The sequence below is a fragment of the Methylocaldum gracile genome, from assembly GCF_053646815.1.
In genome coordinates, this window is the sequence record NZ_CM132196.1 from 1,212,580 (window position 1) to 1,230,423 (window position 17,844).

General features: G+C 58.0%; 16 protein-coding genes. 8 read left to right on the plus strand and 8 right to left on the minus strand.

Going from position 1 to position 17,844, the window contains the following annotated elements; all coding sequences use genetic code 11:
- Nucleotides 1–8 precede the first annotated feature (8 nt).
- The 4 genes from ACWJJK_RS05380 to ACWJJK_RS05395 all read right to left on the minus strand — a co-directional run bounded on the left by ACWJJK_RS05380 (nt 9) and on the right by ACWJJK_RS05395 (nt 2,197).
- On the minus strand, nt 9–593 hold the full coding sequence (locus ACWJJK_RS05380) for a nuclear transport factor 2 family protein (RefSeq protein ID WP_156880712.1): 585 nt from the start codon (nt 591–593) through the stop codon (nt 9–11).
- A gap of 114 nt (nt 594–707) precedes the next feature.
- Nucleotides 708–1,253, minus strand: a complete 546-nt coding sequence (locus tag ACWJJK_RS05385) for a PaaI family thioesterase (protein WP_205780673.1) — start codon at nt 1,251–1,253, stop codon at nt 708–710.
- 59 nt (nt 1,254–1,312) lie between these two features.
- Complete coding sequence (locus tag ACWJJK_RS05390; RefSeq protein WP_077728759.1) at nt 1,313–1,777, minus strand: YybH family protein; 465 nt, start codon at nt 1,775–1,777, stop codon at nt 1,313–1,315.
- A 48-nt stretch (nt 1,778–1,825) separates the two neighbouring features.
- Nucleotides 1,826–2,197 carry a MarR family winged helix-turn-helix transcriptional regulator gene (locus ACWJJK_RS05395; RefSeq protein ID WP_168175345.1) on the minus strand — a complete coding sequence of 124 codons (372 nt, stop codon included), beginning with the start codon at nt 2,195–2,197 and terminating at the stop codon, nt 1,826–1,828.
- 663 nt (nt 2,198–2,860) lie between these two features.
- Here ACWJJK_RS05395 and ltrA point away from each other — a divergent pair.
- Nucleotides 2,861–4,195, plus strand: a complete 1,335-nt coding sequence (gene ltrA / locus ACWJJK_RS05400) for a group II intron reverse transcriptase/maturase (RefSeq protein ID WP_205780748.1) — start codon at nt 2,861–2,863, stop codon at nt 4,193–4,195.
- Nucleotides 4,196–4,345: 150 nt separating this feature from the next.
- On the opposite strand, the gene ACWJJK_RS05405 is transcribed toward ltrA, so the two are convergent.
- The 4 genes from ACWJJK_RS05405 to ACWJJK_RS05420 all read right to left on the minus strand — a co-directional run bounded on the left by ACWJJK_RS05405 (nt 4,346) and on the right by ACWJJK_RS05420 (nt 10,897).
- Nucleotides 4,346–4,942, minus strand: coding sequence for a hypothetical protein (locus ACWJJK_RS05405; RefSeq protein WP_156880330.1), 597 nt, complete (start codon nt 4,940–4,942; stop codon nt 4,346–4,348).
- A gap of 217 nt (nt 4,943–5,159) precedes the next feature.
- A complete protein-coding gene (polA, locus tag ACWJJK_RS05410; RefSeq protein ID WP_454128719.1) occupies nt 5,160–7,874 on the minus strand; it encodes a DNA polymerase I in 2,715 nt (904 codons plus the stop codon).
- 473 nt (nt 7,875–8,347) lie between these two features.
- A complete protein-coding gene (locus tag ACWJJK_RS05415; RefSeq protein ID WP_156880334.1) occupies nt 8,348–10,021 on the minus strand; it encodes a serine/threonine-protein kinase in 1,674 nt (557 codons plus the stop codon).
- Between the two features lie 54 nt (nt 10,022–10,075).
- On the minus strand, nt 10,076–10,897 hold the full coding sequence (locus ACWJJK_RS05420) for a GGDEF domain-containing protein (protein WP_168183830.1): 822 nt from the start codon (nt 10,895–10,897) through the stop codon (nt 10,076–10,078).
- 339 nt (nt 10,898–11,236) lie between these two features.
- Between ACWJJK_RS05420 and rpe the strand changes: the two genes are divergently transcribed.
- The 7 genes from rpe (at nt 11,237) to ACWJJK_RS05455 (ending at nt 17,731) form a co-directional block, all read left to right on the plus strand.
- Entirely contained in the window at nt 11,237–11,932 is a 696-nt protein-coding gene (gene rpe, locus ACWJJK_RS05425; protein ID WP_454128720.1) for a ribulose-phosphate 3-epimerase, read from the plus strand.
- A 2-nt stretch (nt 11,933–11,934) separates the two neighbouring features.
- Nucleotides 11,935–12,615, plus strand: coding sequence for a phosphoglycolate phosphatase (locus ACWJJK_RS05430; protein ID WP_086134324.1), 681 nt, complete (start codon nt 11,935–11,937; stop codon nt 12,613–12,615).
- Between the two features lie 149 nt (nt 12,616–12,764).
- On the plus strand, nt 12,765–14,255 hold the full coding sequence (gene trpE / locus ACWJJK_RS05435; RefSeq protein WP_086134325.1) for an anthranilate synthase component I: 1,491 nt from the start codon (nt 12,765–12,767) through the stop codon (nt 14,253–14,255).
- Nucleotides 14,252–14,839, plus strand: a complete 588-nt coding sequence (locus ACWJJK_RS05440; protein WP_156880336.1) for an anthranilate synthase component II — start codon at nt 14,252–14,254, stop codon at nt 14,837–14,839. Before trpE ends, ACWJJK_RS05440 begins: the two co-directional genes overlap by 4 nt.
- A 9-nt stretch (nt 14,840–14,848) precedes the next feature.
- Nucleotides 14,849–15,877 (plus strand): anthranilate phosphoribosyltransferase, encoded by a 1,029-nt coding sequence (trpD, locus tag ACWJJK_RS05445; RefSeq protein ID WP_454128721.1) that lies wholly within the window; start codon nt 14,849–14,851, stop codon nt 15,875–15,877.
- Complete coding sequence (gene trpC, locus ACWJJK_RS05450; RefSeq protein ID WP_454128722.1) at nt 15,870–16,673, plus strand: indole-3-glycerol phosphate synthase TrpC; 804 nt, start codon at nt 15,870–15,872, stop codon at nt 16,671–16,673. Before trpD ends, trpC begins: the two co-directional genes overlap by 8 nt.
- A gap of 248 nt (nt 16,674–16,921) precedes the next feature.
- The gene (locus tag ACWJJK_RS05455; protein ID WP_454128723.1) at nt 16,922–17,731 is read left to right on the plus strand and encodes an inositol monophosphatase family protein; all 810 of its coding nucleotides are present in this window, start codon (nt 16,922–16,924) and stop codon (nt 17,729–17,731) included.
- Nucleotides 17,732–17,844: the final 113 nt, after the last annotated feature.

Genomic DNA, 17,844 nt, shown 5'->3' on the forward strand with positions numbered 1-17,844 from the left:
TCCCGAATTCACCGCACGGCGTTCTGGTAAGCCGCGAGCATGTTTGGGTCCTCGATTGAGCCGTGATGGTGAAACTGCAGCCACCGTCCTTTCACTCTGCGGAAAATCCGTGTCGTACGGATCGCCAAGTCCAGCCTCATACCATCAACCTCGATCCAGCCTCGCTCTCGGCCCACTACGTAGAACAGATCGCCTGCCTCGTGCAGCGTATAGTCGTAGAACTCGAAATGGTACTGCGAGCGGAACCTGAAGAGACGCTCGTAAACCGAGCGAATCTCCGGCCAGCCCCGTTTGACGCCGCCCAGGGGGTTGTCCATGACCGCTTCCGCAGACTGGTCCCAGTTTTGGGCCATCAAGTTCAAGTCGCGGTTGTTGATGGCTCGATAGAACTGGGCGAGAACTTGGCGAGGCTGGCCTAAATCACCTAAATCCTCCTGACCGGTAACCGGCGCCTGGGTGGGCTCAATGCGGCCCAAGGGGGTATCTGCCTGTCGTGTCCTTGCCGCCGAGGCATTCGGCGGCAAGGACTTCGCCGATGCCACGGCAGCTATCGAACCTAATGCCGCGAGAACGATCACAAACGTGCGAATCATTCAATGTGTCTCCTAAATTTCACGAGGGACTCCTCCGTTGCTTTTGTCGCCGGCTGAGGTTTGACATGAGAGGCGACCGGGCCGCAGACCGGGGGAAGTCCATTGATGGAAGGCTTAGGTGCCCGGTTTGTCATAGAGAACCATTTGCGTGCAGCGGAAAAGTGCAATGGTCTTGCCTGTCTCTCGGTGAATGACGATTGCATCCCAGAGCTGGGTTGTCTTGCCGAGGTGAACCGCCTTCGCGATACATTCGATCATGCCTTCGCGGGCGGTTCCGACATGATTGGACTTGAGTTCGATCGTCGTGAACCCTATGGCTTCTTCAGGGAGATTGGCGACGCAACCATAGCCTGCCGAGGTATCGGCGAGCGCGACGACGCTTCCTGCATGAAGAAAACCATTCGGTGCCATGAGCGACGCCTTTACCTGGAGTTCAGACCGTACTTCCGCTGGTCCCACATGAGTGACGACGATGCCAAGATAGCCTGGCAAGTTTTGCGCGCCGAGCTTGTTGAAGTGATCCGGGGTAAGCATTGGGCACCTAAGGATGGTGTAGAAGAAACCAGTTTTCGAGCATTTTTGCGTCTGTAACTTGTTGATTGTCTGTGGGCTGAGTTTTCGAGTAGGGCGTTTTTCTGCATTCTCCAGGTTTGGATTCACCGGCACTGCGCGGTGTTATCGCGCAGCATCCGGCGGAATCATGGGTTGGGCTTCTTGTTCTATTTTCCTAGAACGGCCGACTGGTACTCGGCCAATAATGCAGGATCGTCGATAGATCCATGGTGGTGTATCTGGTGCCATTTTCCGCAATCCATTCGGTAAAACCGACTGGTACGGATGGCAAGGTCAACTTGCTTCCCATTAGCGCGGAAATATCCTCTTTCTCGACCGACAGCGCAGAACATGATTCCGGCGTGGTGAATCGTATAGTCGTAGAACTCGACATACACCTCGGCAGGGCCTGCGAAAATTCTTGAATATGCTTCTTCTATCGCTTCCCACCCTCTACGCACTCCGCCAAGGGGATTGGACATTGATGCCTCGTCGGAATTTGCCCAGTTGGCGCTCATGAGTTCCAAGTCTCGGGTATTAAACGCACGGTAAAACTCCTCAAGAGCATTAAGTGGCTTGCCATCGTTTTCCGTAGATTCGAATCCGGTAATCGGATTAGTTGTAAGGTTCATCCCGTATCTCCATTAATGGTTGTATGAGCAACTTTATGGGCAAAAAAATCACGACAACAATCGAGCGGTTTTGCGAAGTTGTGCCACGAGGGCTTTCATTTCAGCTTCGCCCAAATTACCGCACATCCTCCTATATAAAGCATCGCATGTTGCCTCCAGCGCTTCCTTCATGCTCTTGGCCTTGTCGGTAGGAAACACTCGCTGTTCGCGATTGTCTTCAGCCCCAAGTTTTGATCTTTGGACCAACCCCTTTTCCTGTAACGAATCAACAAAACGGGTGATAGTAGATTTCTCGAGCTTTAGCTCACTAGCGATCGCCTTATGGGATATTCCAGGTGACGCCAGCACGAGTCTGAGCAAATAGGCATGCGCAGGCGACAAGCCAAGTTCCTTGAAAGCCTCGTCCCAAATGCGATTCACTGCTCTTGCTAGAGCATTGACATTGAAATACAGACATCTCTCAAACACTGTCGTAGTGTAGAGTATTGTGGTTGTATGTACAACCTTGCGCCCTGCGCATGGCGCCGCGGTTCAGGCGCGCCCGAGCGCCCAGCGCGAGGGCGTCGCCTGGAACCGCTTGTGTACGCCCGACATGGGCATGAACTGATGGGGTGAGAGTCCCCTGTAGGAGTACCTGTAATGCCCATTCTTTGGGCCAATGTAACTACTAGCCGACGGCAAGGGCAACTCCGCGAGGAGTGGTCTGAAGGAAGCCCGAGCGCAAAGGTGCGAGCCGACGAACAGAAACCGCATAGAAGGCTCAGTCTCCGGGTGAGTCAGCACATGATGACGAAACCCGCCGGGTACGGGAGATAGGGTAAATGCGGCGGTTGTGCGCTGAAAGCTCATGTTCTTATTCGGGGAGATCTGTCCGGCGAGCGGCTGGGACAGGTTATGGGAGTCGGACTGAGGTCCAGGGCGAAAGCCTTGGAATAGCCACCGGACCCTACGACCTGTCTTTGGCAGCGCGTCTTGCGGCAACGCAGGGTGTGACCGGGCAGAAGTCAGCAGAGGCCATACTAGCCGCATCGGCCTGGAAGACCGGACGGTGAAGGGCCGAACACAAGAAGACAAGGAGGAGCCGTGAGCGACTCGGTATCGACGATGAACCCGACCGGGGGAGCCGATGTCCGGCGTGGCGTCACGCAGCCAGCCTTGCACGACGATCTGATGGAGCGGGTGTTGGACCGTGCGAACCTGCGACGGGCCTGGAAGCGGGTGAAGGCCAATCGGGGTGCGCCCGGCATGGACGGGATGCGCATCGAGGACTTCGCCGAGTTTGCGCGCTCGCATTGGGCCGAGATTCGCCAGCAACTGGCCGATGGCAGTTATCAACCCCAAGCGGTACGACGGGTGTCGATCCCGAAGCCGGGAGGGGGCGAACGACTGCTGGGTATCCCGACCGTCATGGACCGGGTGATCCAGCAGGCCATCGCGCAAGTATTGACGCCGATCTTCGACCCCGGCTTTTCGGAGTCGAGTTTTGGTTTCCGACCGGGACGCTCCGCCCATGGAGCGTTGAGGCAGGCACAAGGTCATCTTCAGGCCGGCTACCGCATCGCCTGTGACCTGGACTTGGCGAAATTTTTCGACAACGTCCGGCACGATGTCTTGATGGCTCGTGTGGCCCGCAAGGTTGGCGACAAGCGGCTGTTGGCGCTGGTTGGCCGGTATTTGCGGGCGGGTGTTCTGGTCGGCGAGTCCATCCAGGTAACGGCGTTGGGGACGCCGCAAGGCGGACCGCTGTCGCCGTTGCTCGCCAACATCCTGTTGGATGACTTGGACAAGGAACTGGAAGGGCGTGGCCACCGGTTCGTCCGCTATGCGGACGACCTGCTGATCTTGGTCAAAAGTCAGCGGGCCGGCGAGCGGGTGAAGGATAGCGTCACGCGCTTCCTGACCGGCACGCTCAAACTGGTGGTCAACGAGCAGAAGAGCCGGGTGGTCAAAACCGACCAGGCCAAGTTTCTCGGATTCAATTTCCGGGGAACCAAGCTGCGTTGGGGCGACCGGGCATTCGAGGACTTCAAACACAACATCCGGACACTGACCGGGCGTAGCTGGGGTGTCTCGATGGCTCACCGGTTTTACAAGCTCGCCCAGTATATCCGCGGTTGGATGGGCTACTTCGGCATTTCGGACTACTACCGCCCGATCCCCGAACTCGACCACTGGCTTCGACGCCGGGTACGCATGTGCTACTGGAAACAGTGGCGCTACGTGCGTACCAAGGTCAAGAACCTGTTGGGTTTGGGGACGAGCAAGCGCCAGGCAATCCTGACGGCGATCAGCAGCAAGAGCTACTGGCATCTGTCGCGGACGCTGGCGACGCAGACCGGGATGACCAACCAATGGCTGAAGACCCAGGGGCTGATCACTATCCGTGATCTTTGGATGAAGGCCCATGGCTACACCTGACATCGTCGTGTGCTCCCTTTTCGTGAACCGCCCGGTGCGGACCCGCATGCCGTGGTGGTGTGGGGACTGGGGGTTAGAAACCCCTGGTTACCCGATTAGGCCGGATGGTATTTCCAAAATGGCGGTTAATGCTGTTACCAGCCCACCGCCCTATGCGCTGGTATGATCCAGCCATTCTATTTTCCTGCTTTCAGAATTCATATGAACGAGAATTAACCTTCCAATGTGTTTTTTTTCTTCAACGCCGATCTCTTCTAAGACCTTAACTCCATTATGAAAATCATTAAGGAAATCTAAAAACTTATAGATTATTTCTGTGTAATCTGTTGATTTGTTTGGTTTTGGAAGCAAAAGCTTAAACTTATTTCCATCATTTGCTTCCGCATAGATTGATAACGCAAGTGAATACGGATTATTTTTCCTAATTTTTCCTTCGGATGAGGCAATAATAATTGGCTCAATTTTTGGTATAGACATCGTTTTCTGAGTTAATCCAGAAAGCAATTCTTTTAGTTTGTTATAGTGATCCTTTCCAGCTTCTTTAAGAAAACCATCGAAATATGATTTTCCAATATACACCATTGCCGCTGTCGGTAAAAACCACTCAAGCCCGGCATATGGACCTGATATTGGTCGAACCTCGACAACTACATTAAGCTTTTCCTCTTTTAACGAATTTCCAACATCATCAAAAAGATCAGCAGGCAGACTTTCTTCGTAAACAATTGCAATATCTGGTGGTTTCATATTGATTATGCCGTGTAACTGCCTAACGTTAAAGCTCGTGTAGGGCGCATTAGCGTTAGCGTAATGCGCCGAATGGAGCGTTGTCATCCGGCGGAATACGCGAGTACGCTATTCCGCCCTACACGGGATGACAGTCGGACAGTTTCCGGTTTGTTCCAACTTGCCAACATGACGGCTCAATGCATCGAGGCAGGAGAAAGTAATGGAATTCCGCGAATCAATGCGCCTCATCCCAATTAGCCCCGATCCCCACATCCACGACCAAGGGCACCGCAAGCTGCGCCGCGCGGCACATGCGGTTGCCGATTTCGCGGGCGGCTTCGTCGACATAATCCTCCGCCACTTCGAATACCAATTCGTCGTGTACCTGCATGATCATGCATACCGGAGCGCGGGATTCCTGAATCCAGGCGTCCACGGCGATCATCGCGCGCTTGATGATGTCCGCCGCGGTACCCTGCATCGGGGCGTTGATGGCGGTGCGTTCGGCGTATTGGCGGCGCTGGGCGTTGCGGGATTGGATCTCGGGGATGTATAGCCGCCGGCCGAACAGGGTTTCCACGTAGCCTTTCTCCCGCGCCATGTCGCGGGTTGTTTCCATGTAGCCTTTGACGTCGGGATAGCGGGCGAAATAAAGGTCGACGTAGCGCTGTGCCATGCTGGTGGGGATGCCGAGCTGTTTCCCCAGGCCAAAGGCGGACATGCCGTAGATGAGGCCGAAATTGATCGCCTTGGCGGAACGGCGCTGGTCGGGCGTGACCTGTTCCGGCGGCACGCCGAATACTTCTGCGGCGGTGAAGCGATGGACGTCGGTATTGTCGTGGAAGGCGGCGCGCAGGCTGGGATCGCCCGAAATATGCGCCATGATCCTGAGCTCGATCTGCGAATAGTCCGCCGCGAGGATCTTGCGGCCGGGCGGTGCGATGAACGCCTGGCGGATGCGGCGGCCTTCCTCGGTGCGCACCGGGATGTTCTGCAGGTTGGGGTCGGAGGACGACAGGCGGCCGGTGGCGGCCACGGCCTGGTGATAGGAGGTATGAACGCGGCCGGTGCGGGGGTTGATTTGCTCCGCGAGCTTGTCGGTGTAGGTCGACTTGAGCTTGCTCATGGAGCGGTAGTCCAGGATCAGTCGCGGCAGCTCATAACTTTCCGCCAATTCCTGTAACACCGATTCGTCGGTGGACGGCTGTCCGGTCGGCGTTTTCTTGACTACCGGGATGTTCAGCTTGTCGTACAGGATGGTCTGGATCTGCTTGGGCGATCCCAGGTTGAACTGGCATCCCGCCGCCTTGCAGGCGTCCTGTTCGATCTCCAGCATGCGCTTTTCGAGCTCGCGGCTTTGCTGGGCCAGCTTGTACACGTCCACCAGCACGCCGGTGCATTCCATGCGGGACAGGACCGGCACCAGCGGAATTTCGACGGTTTCGTATAGCGATTTGAGCGAATCTTCCGCCTCGAGCTTCGGCCAAAGATGGTGGTGAAGCCGCAGGGTGATGTCGGCGTCTTCCGCCGCGTATTCGGTGGCGCTTTCGATGCCGACCTGCTGGAAGGGAATCTGTTTCGCGCCTTTTCCCGCCACGTCTTCGTAGTGGATGGTCCGATGATTGAGATAGAGTTGGGCCAGGGAATCCATGTCGTGCCGGGTGGCCGTACTGTTGAGCACATAGGATTCGAGCATGGTGTCGTGGCGGATGCCGGTCAGCGCGAGGCCGTGATTCGCAAGGACATTGGTATCGTATTTGAGATTTTGTCCGAGCTTCGGGCGGTTCCGGTCTTCCAGCAAAGGCCGGAGTTTTTCCAGAACGTAATCGCGGCTGAGCTGCGCCGGTGCGCCGGGATAATCGTGAGCGACCGGGACGTAGGCCGCTTCGCCCGGTTCCACCGCGAACGACAGTCCCACGACTTCCGCGCGGCTGTAGTCGAGGCTCGTGGTTTCGGTGTCGAAAGCGAAATATTCCGCGGCCTCCAGCTTTTTCAGCCAGCGCTCCAGTTCATCCTCGGTCAGGATCGTTTCGTAGTTACCCTTGGTTGAGGTTTGCTCGATAGGGGCGGCTGGGTTTTCGGCAGTGTTCGAAGCATCCAGTTGCCGGAGCCAGGAATTGAATTCGAGCTGGACCAGCAGCTCCCGAAGGGCGGCTTGATCCGGTTCGGTTCGTTTCAAATCGTCCGGTCCGATCGGCAGATCCACGTCGCACTTGATGGTGGCCAACTGGCGCGACAAGGGAATTTGATCGAGACTGGCGCGAAGATTCTCGCCGACCTTGCCGCCGATCTCGTCGGCATGGGCGAGAATGCCGTCCAGCGAGCCGTATTCATTCAGCCATTTTGACGCCGTTTTCGGTCCCACCTTGGGAATGCCGGGAATATTGTCCGAGGTGTCGCCCACCAGTGCCAGATAATCGACGATGCACTCGGGCGGCACGCCGAACTTGGCTTTTACGCCCTCGACATCCAGGCGGCTGTCGAACATGGTGTTCTCCAGCATCACCCGGTCGTTGACCAGTTGCGCCATGTCCTTGTCGCCGGTGGAAATGACGACCGAAAACCCCTGTTCGACCGCCTTCATCGTGAGTGTGCCGATGACGTCGTCCGCTTCCACGCCGGATTCGATCAGCAAGGGCAGGCCCAGCGCCCGGATAATGGCGTGCAGCGGCTGAATCTGCGCCCTGAGTTCGTCCGGCATCGGCGGCCTATGGGCCTTGTAGTGCTCGAAAAGATCGTCGCGGAAGGTCTTTCCGGGCGCGTCGAACACGACGCCGATATGGCAAGTCTCATACTCTCCGATGAGCTTGCGCAGCATATTGGCAACGCCCAGAACCGCACCGGTCGGTTCGCCCCGTGAGTTGTTCAAGGGCGGCAGAGCGTGAAACGCGCGGTACAGGAACGATGAACCGTCGACGAGGACAAGTTTTTTTTCGGCTGGTTCGGACATGTTTCTTATGGAATAGGGCGGGACGGAAAAATCATTTTAACAGTCCGATGATGGTTACCGGCATGGGGCGGGCAGTTTAGTGTGGGTGAAAAAAGCGGGCTGTCGGCAAAGGGTTGCCGGCTCCCGAGTTCTCCCGTCCCGTTTTGCGCATAAAGAAAGCAAAGCCCTATTCGGATCGCCCCCACCGTAACGGCTTCGCCCCCTCGCTTCGCTCTCCTCGGATGAGGGTGGCAAAAGCCCTCTCCAGCGGGAGAGGGTTGGGTGAGGGGAGTTTAAAAGGTATTGATTCTTTTGATCCCCTCATCCCAACCTTCTCCCGGAGGGGAGAAGGAGTAACATCTTTTGCGACACCCTCAGAGAGCTTTTGGCTTTACTTTCTTGGCTATCGGCAAGCCAGGTTTTGAGTGTTCGCACCGATGTTTTGGCTACAGTCCGCTCCCCAATAGCGCTTCGCCACCTATGGCCGAGTTTCGTTATCGTGGCGGTCCGAAAGGTGGCGGGGGCGGATGTCCCTCGGGCACACAGGCGAAATAGGCGTGGACCTGTTCACAGCGTCCCCGTGACGGTGGCCTGTCCGGAGGATGGAGATTACAGGCCGTCCCCGCCGTCCTGCCTAGACAGGCCTCGATGGCATGGCGAGGCGGCGGGTAGGGAGGATGATCGAAGCGGTGTACGAATTCGGGCTGTCCCGGTTGCCTGTTCTCCGGTCCCCAGGCTTCGGGCGCCCTTTCCGGCGGAAACGGCGGCGGCGCCGGAATAACAGCGGGCTCTTCCCTTGGAGGTGGTGGGGGCGGGACGGGTTCTTTCCACGAGGGCGGAGACAATGGAGCCGCCGCGGGTTTTTCCGCCGGGGCGATGACGGGTTTCTCGCTTGTCGCGGGAGGGTTCTCCGGTCGTCGGGACAGGTCTACCGGCCCGAAAATGACGAGACCCCAAACCAGCAGAGCCGTTCCGAACAGCGCCCACAGCCAGGCGGGAACAGAACGACTGCGCTTCAGCAGTCCGAGATTTCTGCCGCACTTTGCACAGCGGAAATGGCTCGGATTCGCATCCATCGGAACGGATGTTGCCGTTTTGCAGTGAGGGCAGTTCAGACGGGTACGACCCGACGATGGCGGCATTGGCTTTCGCGGAACCGCGGTCGATTCGGACTGTCCGGGGCCATTGGCCGGTACGGGAGGCATGAGCATTGCCCGAAGTTCCGGGATGGTCTGAGGGCGCCGTTCCGGATCGACGGCCAAGGCCATCATGACGGCTTGGCTGAAGCGGGTCGTTATGGATGGAATCCGCTGATGCGGAGGCACCATTTCATCCTTTTTGTACCGGCTGATCGCCTCCTGCGGCTTTACGCCGGTCACCAGATAATAAAGCGTGGCGCCGATGGCGTAGATGTCGGCGGCAGGGGCGAATTCGTGCTTTTCGAGATATTGCTCGAAAGGAGCGAAGCCCGGCGTCAGCATCACGGAGAGCGTCCGGCTTCTTTGCCCGTGCAGGGCGAGTCGGGCGGCGCCGAAATCGAGCAGGATGGGAGTTCCGCCTTTCGTCAGATAGATGTTGGAAGGCTTGATATCCCGGTGGAGAAAGCCTTTTTCATGGACTTCCTTCAAGCCGTCCAAAACGGGAAGCATTAGGGCTGTTGCCGTGGCCTCGTCGAGCTTGCCGCCATTGCGCTTGAGATATTCTTCGAGAGAAATGCCTTCGTAGTAGTCCATCACCAGATAGGCGGTGTTGTTCTGCTGAAAAAACTCCCTGACCCGCACCACGTTGGGATGGCTGAACTTGCACAGGGTTCTTGCCTCCCGCAGAAACTGTTCCAGTCCATAGGCGAATTCCTCGCTGCCATCGAGCGTGTGTGGCGTAACCGTCAGGCTGTTGGCCTCCCGTGCCACCAGGTCGCGGGGCAAATATTCCTTGATCGCCACCGTGGTGTGCAGCACCAAGTCCCAGGCGAGATAGGTCACGCCGAAACCGCCGGGTTTGCCCAGGATGCGTCCGACGAGGAATTTGTTGTTCAGGACGGCCTGATAAGGCAGTGCGAAAGGGCTGCGCCGATGATCCGGCCGATACCCGCAGGCGGGGCAAACCGCGGATTCGCCCTTGTCCTGCATGCAGCCCATGCATAAGTTGCCGAAATTGTCGACAGCCATGTGTTTGCCGACTATGGACGGTGGATTTTTGGCAAAAACACGGGATTTATGCGTTTACCCACGGCCGCGAAAGACAACCGTCCGGTTTCTGCCCGCATTTTTGGCCTGGTATAGCGCGCTGTCCGCACGTTCTATCAGGTTCCGGGAAGAGCAGGTTGCCGCCTCGGCCGGTCCGAAGGAGGCGGCGCCCAAGCTGATGGTAACCTTGATTTCTTCTTCATCCTGGACGATGGCGGCGGTTTCGACCGCGTACCTTAACTTCTCGGCCGTGAATTCTGCTTGCTCGGCATCGCTATCCGGCAGGACGATGGCAAATTCCTCACCCCCGTAGCGGCTGAAAATATCGCTGTTTCGCAGATGGGTTTTCACTGTGTTGGCGACGTGCAGCAGGACCAGGTCACCGGTCTGGTGACCATAGGTATCGTTGATGCGCTTGAAGTGATCGATATCGAACAGAATGATGGCGAATTTCGTCGGAAATAACTGGCTGTAACTGCATTTTTGTTCGAGATAGTCCAGAAAGAATTTTTTATTGAGGATCTGCAGCACGGGATCGAGCATCGCGAGCTTGTGCAATTCCTCGTGGTAAGCGAGTTCCAGGCTGTTGTTGGCGATGAATTTGAAAAGGGTGTTTCCGAAAGTGATCAGATCCTGGTCGCGTAAGACGCATAGCATCTGTTTTTCCATATTGACGAGAGTTCCGTTCTTGCTGTTTTGGTCCTCGATGATGAATTCGGATCCCCGCTTTCTGATGACAGCATGTTTCCGGGATACGGAACTCTCGTCGATTTGGGCGTCTGCGCTTTTGGATCGGCCGATGACCATTTCGTCTTTATTCAGAACGATCCGTTTCCCCACATGGGGACCTCTAATCATGATCAGGCAAGCCACCAACTCGTTTCGGCCGCTTTTTCTTTCGGACCATTGTGTGGCGGATGGCCTCGTTGTTTCATCTGGCGATGTCTCGTTTCCCATATTTTCTCCCGGGAAGATAGCGGACTTTTGCGTCGGCATTTTTTAAAGGATAGGAGTTTATCGGCGGATCGGGCGGGTAACGTTGGTGGGGCCTCGGCTTGCCCGTCCGAAAGCCAAATGTGAAAATACCCAATCCATTCGGATCGGCGCCCGCGATTGATGACCGATACCGGTGTTCCCAGTTGGATTTTAGCCGGAGCGTTATGAACGTTCCGTTTTTTCTTTAGAGAGCCATCGCCTATGAACGAACTCTGGATTGCGCCTTCGATTTTGTCCGCCGATTTTGCCCGCCTCGGCGAGGAAGTGGTAAACGTTCTGAACGCCGGCGCGGACATCGTCCATTTCGACGTGATGGACAACCGTTACGTCCCCAACTTGACCATTGGCCCTCTGGTGTGTGAAGCGCTGCGCAAGCATGGCGTCACCGCGCCCATCGACGTGCATCTGATGGTCAAGCCGGTGGACCGCATCATTCCCGATTTCGCCAAGGCCGGAGCAAGTTACATCACGTTTCATCCGGAAGCTTCCGAACACGTGGACCGTAGTCTTCAGCTGATCAAGGACTCGGGCTGCAAAGCGGGGCTGGTGTTCAACCCGGCAACGCCGCTCAATTATCTGGACCACGTGATGGACAAGCTCGACATGATTCTGCTCATGTCCGTCAACCCCGGTTTCGGCGGCCAGTCTTTCATTCCCTATGTGCTGGACAAACTGCGCGAGACCAAGCGGCGCATCGAGGCCAGCGGGCGCAACATCCGGCTGGAAATCGACGGCGGCGTCAAGGTGGACAATATCCGCGAGATCACCGCGGCCGGGGCCGATACCTTCGTGGCCGGATCGGCCATTTTCGGTGCCGGAAAGGACAGCGATCCGAACCGCTACGACACGGTCGTGCGCGCATTACGCGAGGAAATGGCCAAGGCCAGAGCCATTTGATAATGCTGGATCGCACGCCGGAGCTCATTGCTTTCGACCTGGACGGCACGCTCGTGGACAGTTCGCCGGATCTGGCTGCTGCCGTCGATGCCATGCTGGGCCGGCTGGGCTTGCCGCCGGCCGGGGAATCGCGGGTGAAAGGCTGGATCGGCAACGGCGTCGACATGCTGGTGAAGCGCGCGCTGACCGGAGAAATGTGGCCTCAAGGCGAGCCGGCGCGATTCGCCGAGGCCTTGCCGATGTTCATGGATCTGTACGAGGCGAACGTCTGCAATCGCAGTCGCTTGTTTCCGGGTGTTGCCGAAGGGCTGAAACTGCTCAAGGCGGCGGGTTTCCGCCTGGCGTGCGTCACCAATAAGCATTCGAGGTTCACCCGTCCGCTGCTGGATCGGTTGGGCGTACTGCACGATATGGACTTCGTCGGTTGCGGCGATCAATTCGAAAAGCATAAGCCGGACCCTTATCCCTTGCTGAAGACCGCCGAATTTTTCGCAGTCGAGCCTTCCCGCGGTTTGATGGTCGGCGATTCCGCGAATGACGTGAAAGCCGCGCGGGCGGCTGGGTTCATGGTCGTCTGTGTGCCTTATGGCTATCATGGCGGCAACGGCGTCGAGTGTCTGGAGCCGGATGCCGTCGTTTCGTCCCTGACCGAGTTGCCCGCTTTGTTGAAAAAAGCCGCGTGAGCATCATGCATCGACCTATTCTGAAAGAGCGATGGCGTCACTGAACCGGCCTCAAACGTAAACCGGGTTGGGCCGGAAGGCCTTAACCCGAGGAATGGCTTATTGGGTTACGCTTCGCGAACCCGCCCTATCTCGATGGACAAGACATCATGACGCCCGAACGATTTCAGCAGTACGCCGATCAAGGCTACAACCGCATTCCGCTGGCCCGCGAGGTCCTTGCGGATCTCGATACGCCCCTGAGCGCCTATCTCAAGCTGGCCGACTCGCCTTATTCCTATCTGTTCGAGTCCGTGCACGGGGGCGAGCAGTGGGGGCGTTATTCCATCATCGGTCTTCCGTGCCGCACCGTGATCCGGGTATGCGGTTCGGAAATAATGGTCGAGAGGGACGGACGCATCGTCGAGGCGAATCGCGTCGATAATCCCCTGGACTGGATTCGCCGCTACGGCGCACGCTTCAAAGTTCCGCAGATCGAAGGCTTGCCGCGTTTCACCGGCGGGCTGGTCGGCTATTTCGGCTACGAGACGATTCATTACATCGAACCCCAGTTGCACTGCGAAAAACCCGATCCGATCGGGGTACCGGACATTTTGTTGATGGTGTCCGAGGATGTGCTGGTATTCGATAACCTGTCCGGCAAGCTGCTGGTTCTGACTCATGCCGATCCCTCCGAGGCGAACGCCTACCATCAGGCGCAGGACCGGCTGGAAACGCTGATCCAGGGGCTTCGGCAAAACCGTTTGCCGGCGAATCGGGGGCAGGGGACGCAAAGACGGGTCGATGAAAGCGACTTCGTCTCCGGCTTCACCCAGGAGGGTTTCGAAAACGCGGTGCGAAGGGTGAAGGAATACATCGTCGAAGGGGATGTGATGCAGGTGGTTCTTTCCCAACGCTTGTCGATTCCGTACTCCGCCTCGCCCATGGATTTGTACCGTGCCTTGCGCTGTCTGAATCCCTCGCCTTACATGTTTCACCTGAATCTCGGGGATTTTCACGTCGTCGGTTCTTCGCCGGAAATCCTGGTGCGCGTCGAGGACGAAACCGTTACCGTCCGGCCGATCGCCGGCACCCGGCGGCGCGGCAAGACCCACGAAGAGGATCTGGCCCTGGAGCGGGAGCTTTTGGCCGACCCCAAGGAAATCGCCGAGCACCTGATGCTGATAGATCTCGGCCGCAACGACACCGGGCGGGTGGCGGAGACCGGCAGCGTTCGCGTTACCGACAAGATGATCATCGAACGTTATTCCCACGTCATGCACATCGTATCCAACGTCACCGGCCGTCTGGCCAAGGGCAAGGACGCTTACGACGTGCTGGCCGCGACATTTCCCGCCGGCACCGTCAGCGGCGCGCCCAAGATCAGGGCCATGGAAATCATCGCCGAGCTGGAGCCGGTCAAGCGCGGAGTCTATTCCGGCGCCGTGGGCTACATCGGCTGGTCGGGAAACCTGGATACGGCCATCGCCATCCGCACCGCCGTCATCAGGGACGGCACCCTGCATATCCAGGCGGGAGCGGGCGTGGTGTACGATTCCGTTCCCCGAAACGAGTGGGAGGAAACGCTTAACAAGGGGCGTGCGGTATTTCGTGCGGTCGCCATGGCGGAAGCCGGGATCGAAGGAGGGCGGAGCTTATGAGCGCTCGCGTATTGATGATCGATAACTACGATTCGTTTACTTACAACCTGGTACAGTACCTGGCGGAGTTGGGCGCCGACGTGGAAGTGGTGCGCAACGACCAGATCGACGTCGAGGAAATCGAAACGTTCGCCCCGGACAAGATCGTCATTTCGCCGGGACCGTGCACGCCGAAAGAGGCGGGCATCTCGGTGGACGCCATCCGCCAGTACGCGGGCAAATATCCCATTTTGGGCGTCTGCCTCGGCCATCAGAGCATCGGCTACGCGTTCGGCGGCAATATCATTCACGCCAAGAGCATCATGCACGGCAAATGCTCGATGGTGCATCACCGGAATACGGGGGTATTTCGCGGGTTGAACAATCCGTTCCAGGCGACCCGGTATCATTCCCTGGTCATCGAGCAGGAAACGCTTCCCGAGTGCCTGGAAGTCACCGCCTGGACCGAGGACCGGGACGGCAAGATCGAGGAAATCATGGGCGTCAGGCACAAGCAGCTCGCCATAGAGGGCGTGCAATTCCATCCGGAGTCCATCCTGACGGAGCAGGGCCACGACCTGCTGCGAAATTTTCTGAATCAGTAAGGATTCGCGATGGAAATGCCTGTCGTCCTGCAGACTCTGTTGGATAAGAAAAATCTCGGCGCGTCGCAGATGCGCAAGGTGATGCGCACCATCATGAGCGGCGGCGCCACGCCGGCGCAGATTGGAGCCTTTCTGGTCGCGCTTCGCGCCAAGGGCGAAAGCGTGGAGGAAGTGGTGGCGGCGGCCAAGGTGCTGCGGGAGATGGCCACCAAGGTTCCGGTGAGGGGCGATCATCTCATCGACACCTGCGGCACCGGCGGCGACGCCAACCACACGTTCAACATCAGCACCACGGCGGCATTCGTGGTAGCGGCGGCCGGCGGCAAGGTGGCCAAGCACGGCAATCGCTCGGTTTCCAGCCGTTCGGGCAGCGCCGACGTGCTGGAGGCGGCGGGCATCAATCTCGATTTGACGCCGGACCAGGTCAAGGCCTGTATCGACCGGATCGGCCTGGGATTCCTCTTTGCCCAGCGCCATCACGGCGCCATGAAATACGCCATCGGCCCGCGGCGGGAAATCGGCGTGCGGACCTTGTTCAATCTGCTCGGACCGCTTACCAATCCGGCCGGCGCGCCCAATCAGCTGGTGGGCGTTTTTTCCGACGTCTGGGTGGAGCCGCTCGCGGAAGTGCTGCGGCAGCTCGGCAGCAAGCATGTGCTCGTGGTGCATGCCGAGGACGGGCTGGACGAAATCAGCATCGGCGCGCCCACTCACGTCGCGGAACTCAAGGACGGTCAGATCACGACCTATAGGCTGACGCCGGAACAATTCGGCATAAAGCGCGCGCCCTTGAGGAAACTGACCGTCGATACCGCTGCCGCGAGTCTGAAGATGATGCTGAGCGTGCTCGACAAGGAACCGGGTCCGGCTCGGGACATTACCGTTCTCAACGCGGGCGCGGCGATTTATGCGGCCAATCTGGTGGACAGCCTGGAGGCGGGCGTCGAGCGTGCGAAAGCGGTCATCGACGCCGGTTCTGCCCGACGGAAGCTGGACGCCTTGATCGAATTCAGCCAATCCATAGCCATTCATGAATAATCCCCCCGACATCCTGCAAAAGATTCTGGCCCGCAAAGCGGAAGAAGTTACCGAGCGCCGTTTGCGTACGCCGCTGGAGGAACTCCGGCGACAAGCGGAGGAAGCCGGCGCTCCTCGCGGTTTTGTTCGCGCTCTACGTAGCAAGGTCGACAACGGCGCGGCCGCCGTCATTGCCGAAATCAAGAAGGCTTCGCCCAGCAAGGGCGTGATGCGGCCGGATTTCCGCCCGGCGGACATCGCCCGGAGCTATGCCGATCACGGCGCGGCTTGCCTTTCGGTGCTGACCGACCGGGATTTTTTTCAAGGCTCAGAGGAGTACCTGAAAGAGGCCAGAAGCGTTTGTTCGCTGCCGGTGCTGCGGAAGGATTTCATGATCGATCCGTACCAGGTGTTCGAGGCCCGCGCGATCGGGGCGGACTGCATTCTGCTGATCGCCGCCGCCTTGAATGACGGGGCCATGCAAGAACTCTCGGATGTCGCCGTCGACCTCGGCATGGACGTGCTGGTTGAGGTACACGATGCCTCCGAATTGGAACGCGCCTTGCGCCTAGACCTGCCGCTTGTCGGCATCAACAATCGGAATCTCCGCACCTTCGAGACCCGCCTCGACACGACGCTCGACCTGCTGGAACGGATTCCCCCAGGCCGCTTGGTCGTGACCGAGAGCGGCATTCATACGCCGGAGGACGTATCGCTGATGCGGCGTCACGGCGTCCACACCTTTTTGGTCGGCGAAGCGTTCATGACGGCGGAAGATCCGGGCGTTCGTTTACAGGCCTTGTTTGCTTCAAATTAAGGTGGATTCTGTGCCGCATCGTCCTGGGAGGGTGTCGCAACGGTAGGCCGGGATGACGACCGAATCGCGGCAACCCCGGGGAAATGCTGGGTTTCGTTCATCAACCCAGTCGACGTGTTAAGCTCACGACATTAGCCCTCTCGGAGAGGGCAGGGGTGAGGGTAATCGAAAGATCGCTTTCTTTCCGTAATTTGCAGTAACACGGTTGTTGGACACTCATTCACCGAGCCCACCGAGGCATAGCCTTCATGCTTCCTCATCTCGACGATCTCGCGATTCTGGTTAAAGCGGTAGCCGAGGAAGAATTGCTGCCCCGGTTTGCGGGAACCGAACGCCGGTTCAAACCCGACGGCAGCGTCGTTACCGAAGCCGATTTCGCCGTGCAAAAGCGGCTGACTATTGAATTGCGCGAGCGTTATCCGGAATTTGAACTGCTGGGCGAAGAAATGGACGCTCAGCGGCAACAAGAACTGCTGGCGCAAAACGATAACGGGCTCTGGTGTCTGGATCCCCTGGACGGAACCAGCAACTTCGCCGCAGGTCTGCCTTTTTTCGGTATTTCGCTGGCTTTGCTCATCGAGCGCAAACCGGTCTTGGGGATCGTCTACGATCCTATCCGCAATGAATGCTTCACCGCGCAGCGCGATCATGGCGCCTGGCTGAACGGCGTCCGACTCAGGGTTCGCCCCACGGATCTGCCGCTGCGGCGCAGCTTGGCAGTGGTGGATTTTAAACGCTTGGGGCCGCTGGCGGCGAAGCTGGCCGCCCGTCCCCCATACAGTTCGCAGCGCAATCTAGGTTCGGTGGCTTTGGAGTGGTGCTGGCTCGCAGTCGGCCGATTCCATGTTTATCTGCACGGCAAACAAAAGCTCTGGGACTATGCCGCGGGCGCGCTGATCTTGTCCGAAGCCGGAGGCCATGCGGAGACCCTGCAAGGTGAGCCGATTTTCAGCCCGGAATTGCAGCCCCGTTCGGTGGTCGCTGCCGGCGATGCACGTCTGTTCGAGGAATGGAAGACCTGGCTGGTTGAACAGTCGAGCGGCGTCGATTCTCCCTGATCTTTTTCATGCGGCAGGACTTCCGTTTCCGGCCTGATGTCTCTCGGCCGCAGAGCCGATTGCGAAATCACATTGTCCGTTTATCCCTCGATATGGTCCGATCGTCGCCGTGA

Coding starts and splice junctions, on each gene's coding strand:
- ACWJJK_RS05380 (WP_156880712.1), bottom strand. CDS start 593: ATGATTCGCACGTTTGTGATCGTTCTCGCGGCATTAGGTTCGATAGCT.
- ACWJJK_RS05390 (WP_077728759.1), bottom strand. CDS start 1,777: ATGAACCTTACAACTAATCCGATTACCGGATTCGAATCTACGGAAAAC.
- ACWJJK_RS05405 (WP_156880330.1), bottom strand. CDS start 4,942: ATGAAACCACCAGATATTGCAATTGTTTACGAAGAAAGTCTGCCTGCT.
- polA (WP_454128719.1), bottom strand. CDS start 7,874: ATGTCCGAACCAGCCGAAAAAAAACTTGTCCTCGTCGACGGTTCATCG.
- ACWJJK_RS05415 (WP_156880334.1), bottom strand. CDS start 10,021: ATGGCTGTCGACAATTTCGGCAACTTATGCATGGGCTGCATGCAGGAC.
- ACWJJK_RS05420 (WP_168183830.1), bottom strand. CDS start 10,897: ATGATTAGAGGTCCCCATGTGGGGAAACGGATCGTTCTGAATAAAGAC.
- rpe (WP_454128720.1), top strand. CDS start 11,237: ATGAACGAACTCTGGATTGCGCCTTCGATTTTGTCCGCCGATTTTGCC.
- ACWJJK_RS05430 (WP_086134324.1), top strand. CDS start 11,935: ATGCTGGATCGCACGCCGGAGCTCATTGCTTTCGACCTGGACGGCACG.
- trpE (WP_086134325.1), top strand. CDS start 12,765: ATGACGCCCGAACGATTTCAGCAGTACGCCGATCAAGGCTACAACCGC.
- ACWJJK_RS05440 (WP_156880336.1), top strand. CDS start 14,252: ATGAGCGCTCGCGTATTGATGATCGATAACTACGATTCGTTTACTTAC.
- trpD (WP_454128721.1), top strand. CDS start 14,849: ATGGAAATGCCTGTCGTCCTGCAGACTCTGTTGGATAAGAAAAATCTC.
- trpC (WP_454128722.1), top strand. CDS start 15,870: ATGAATAATCCCCCCGACATCCTGCAAAAGATTCTGGCCCGCAAAGCG.
- ACWJJK_RS05455 (WP_454128723.1), top strand. CDS start 16,922: ATGCTTCCTCATCTCGACGATCTCGCGATTCTGGTTAAAGCGGTAGCC.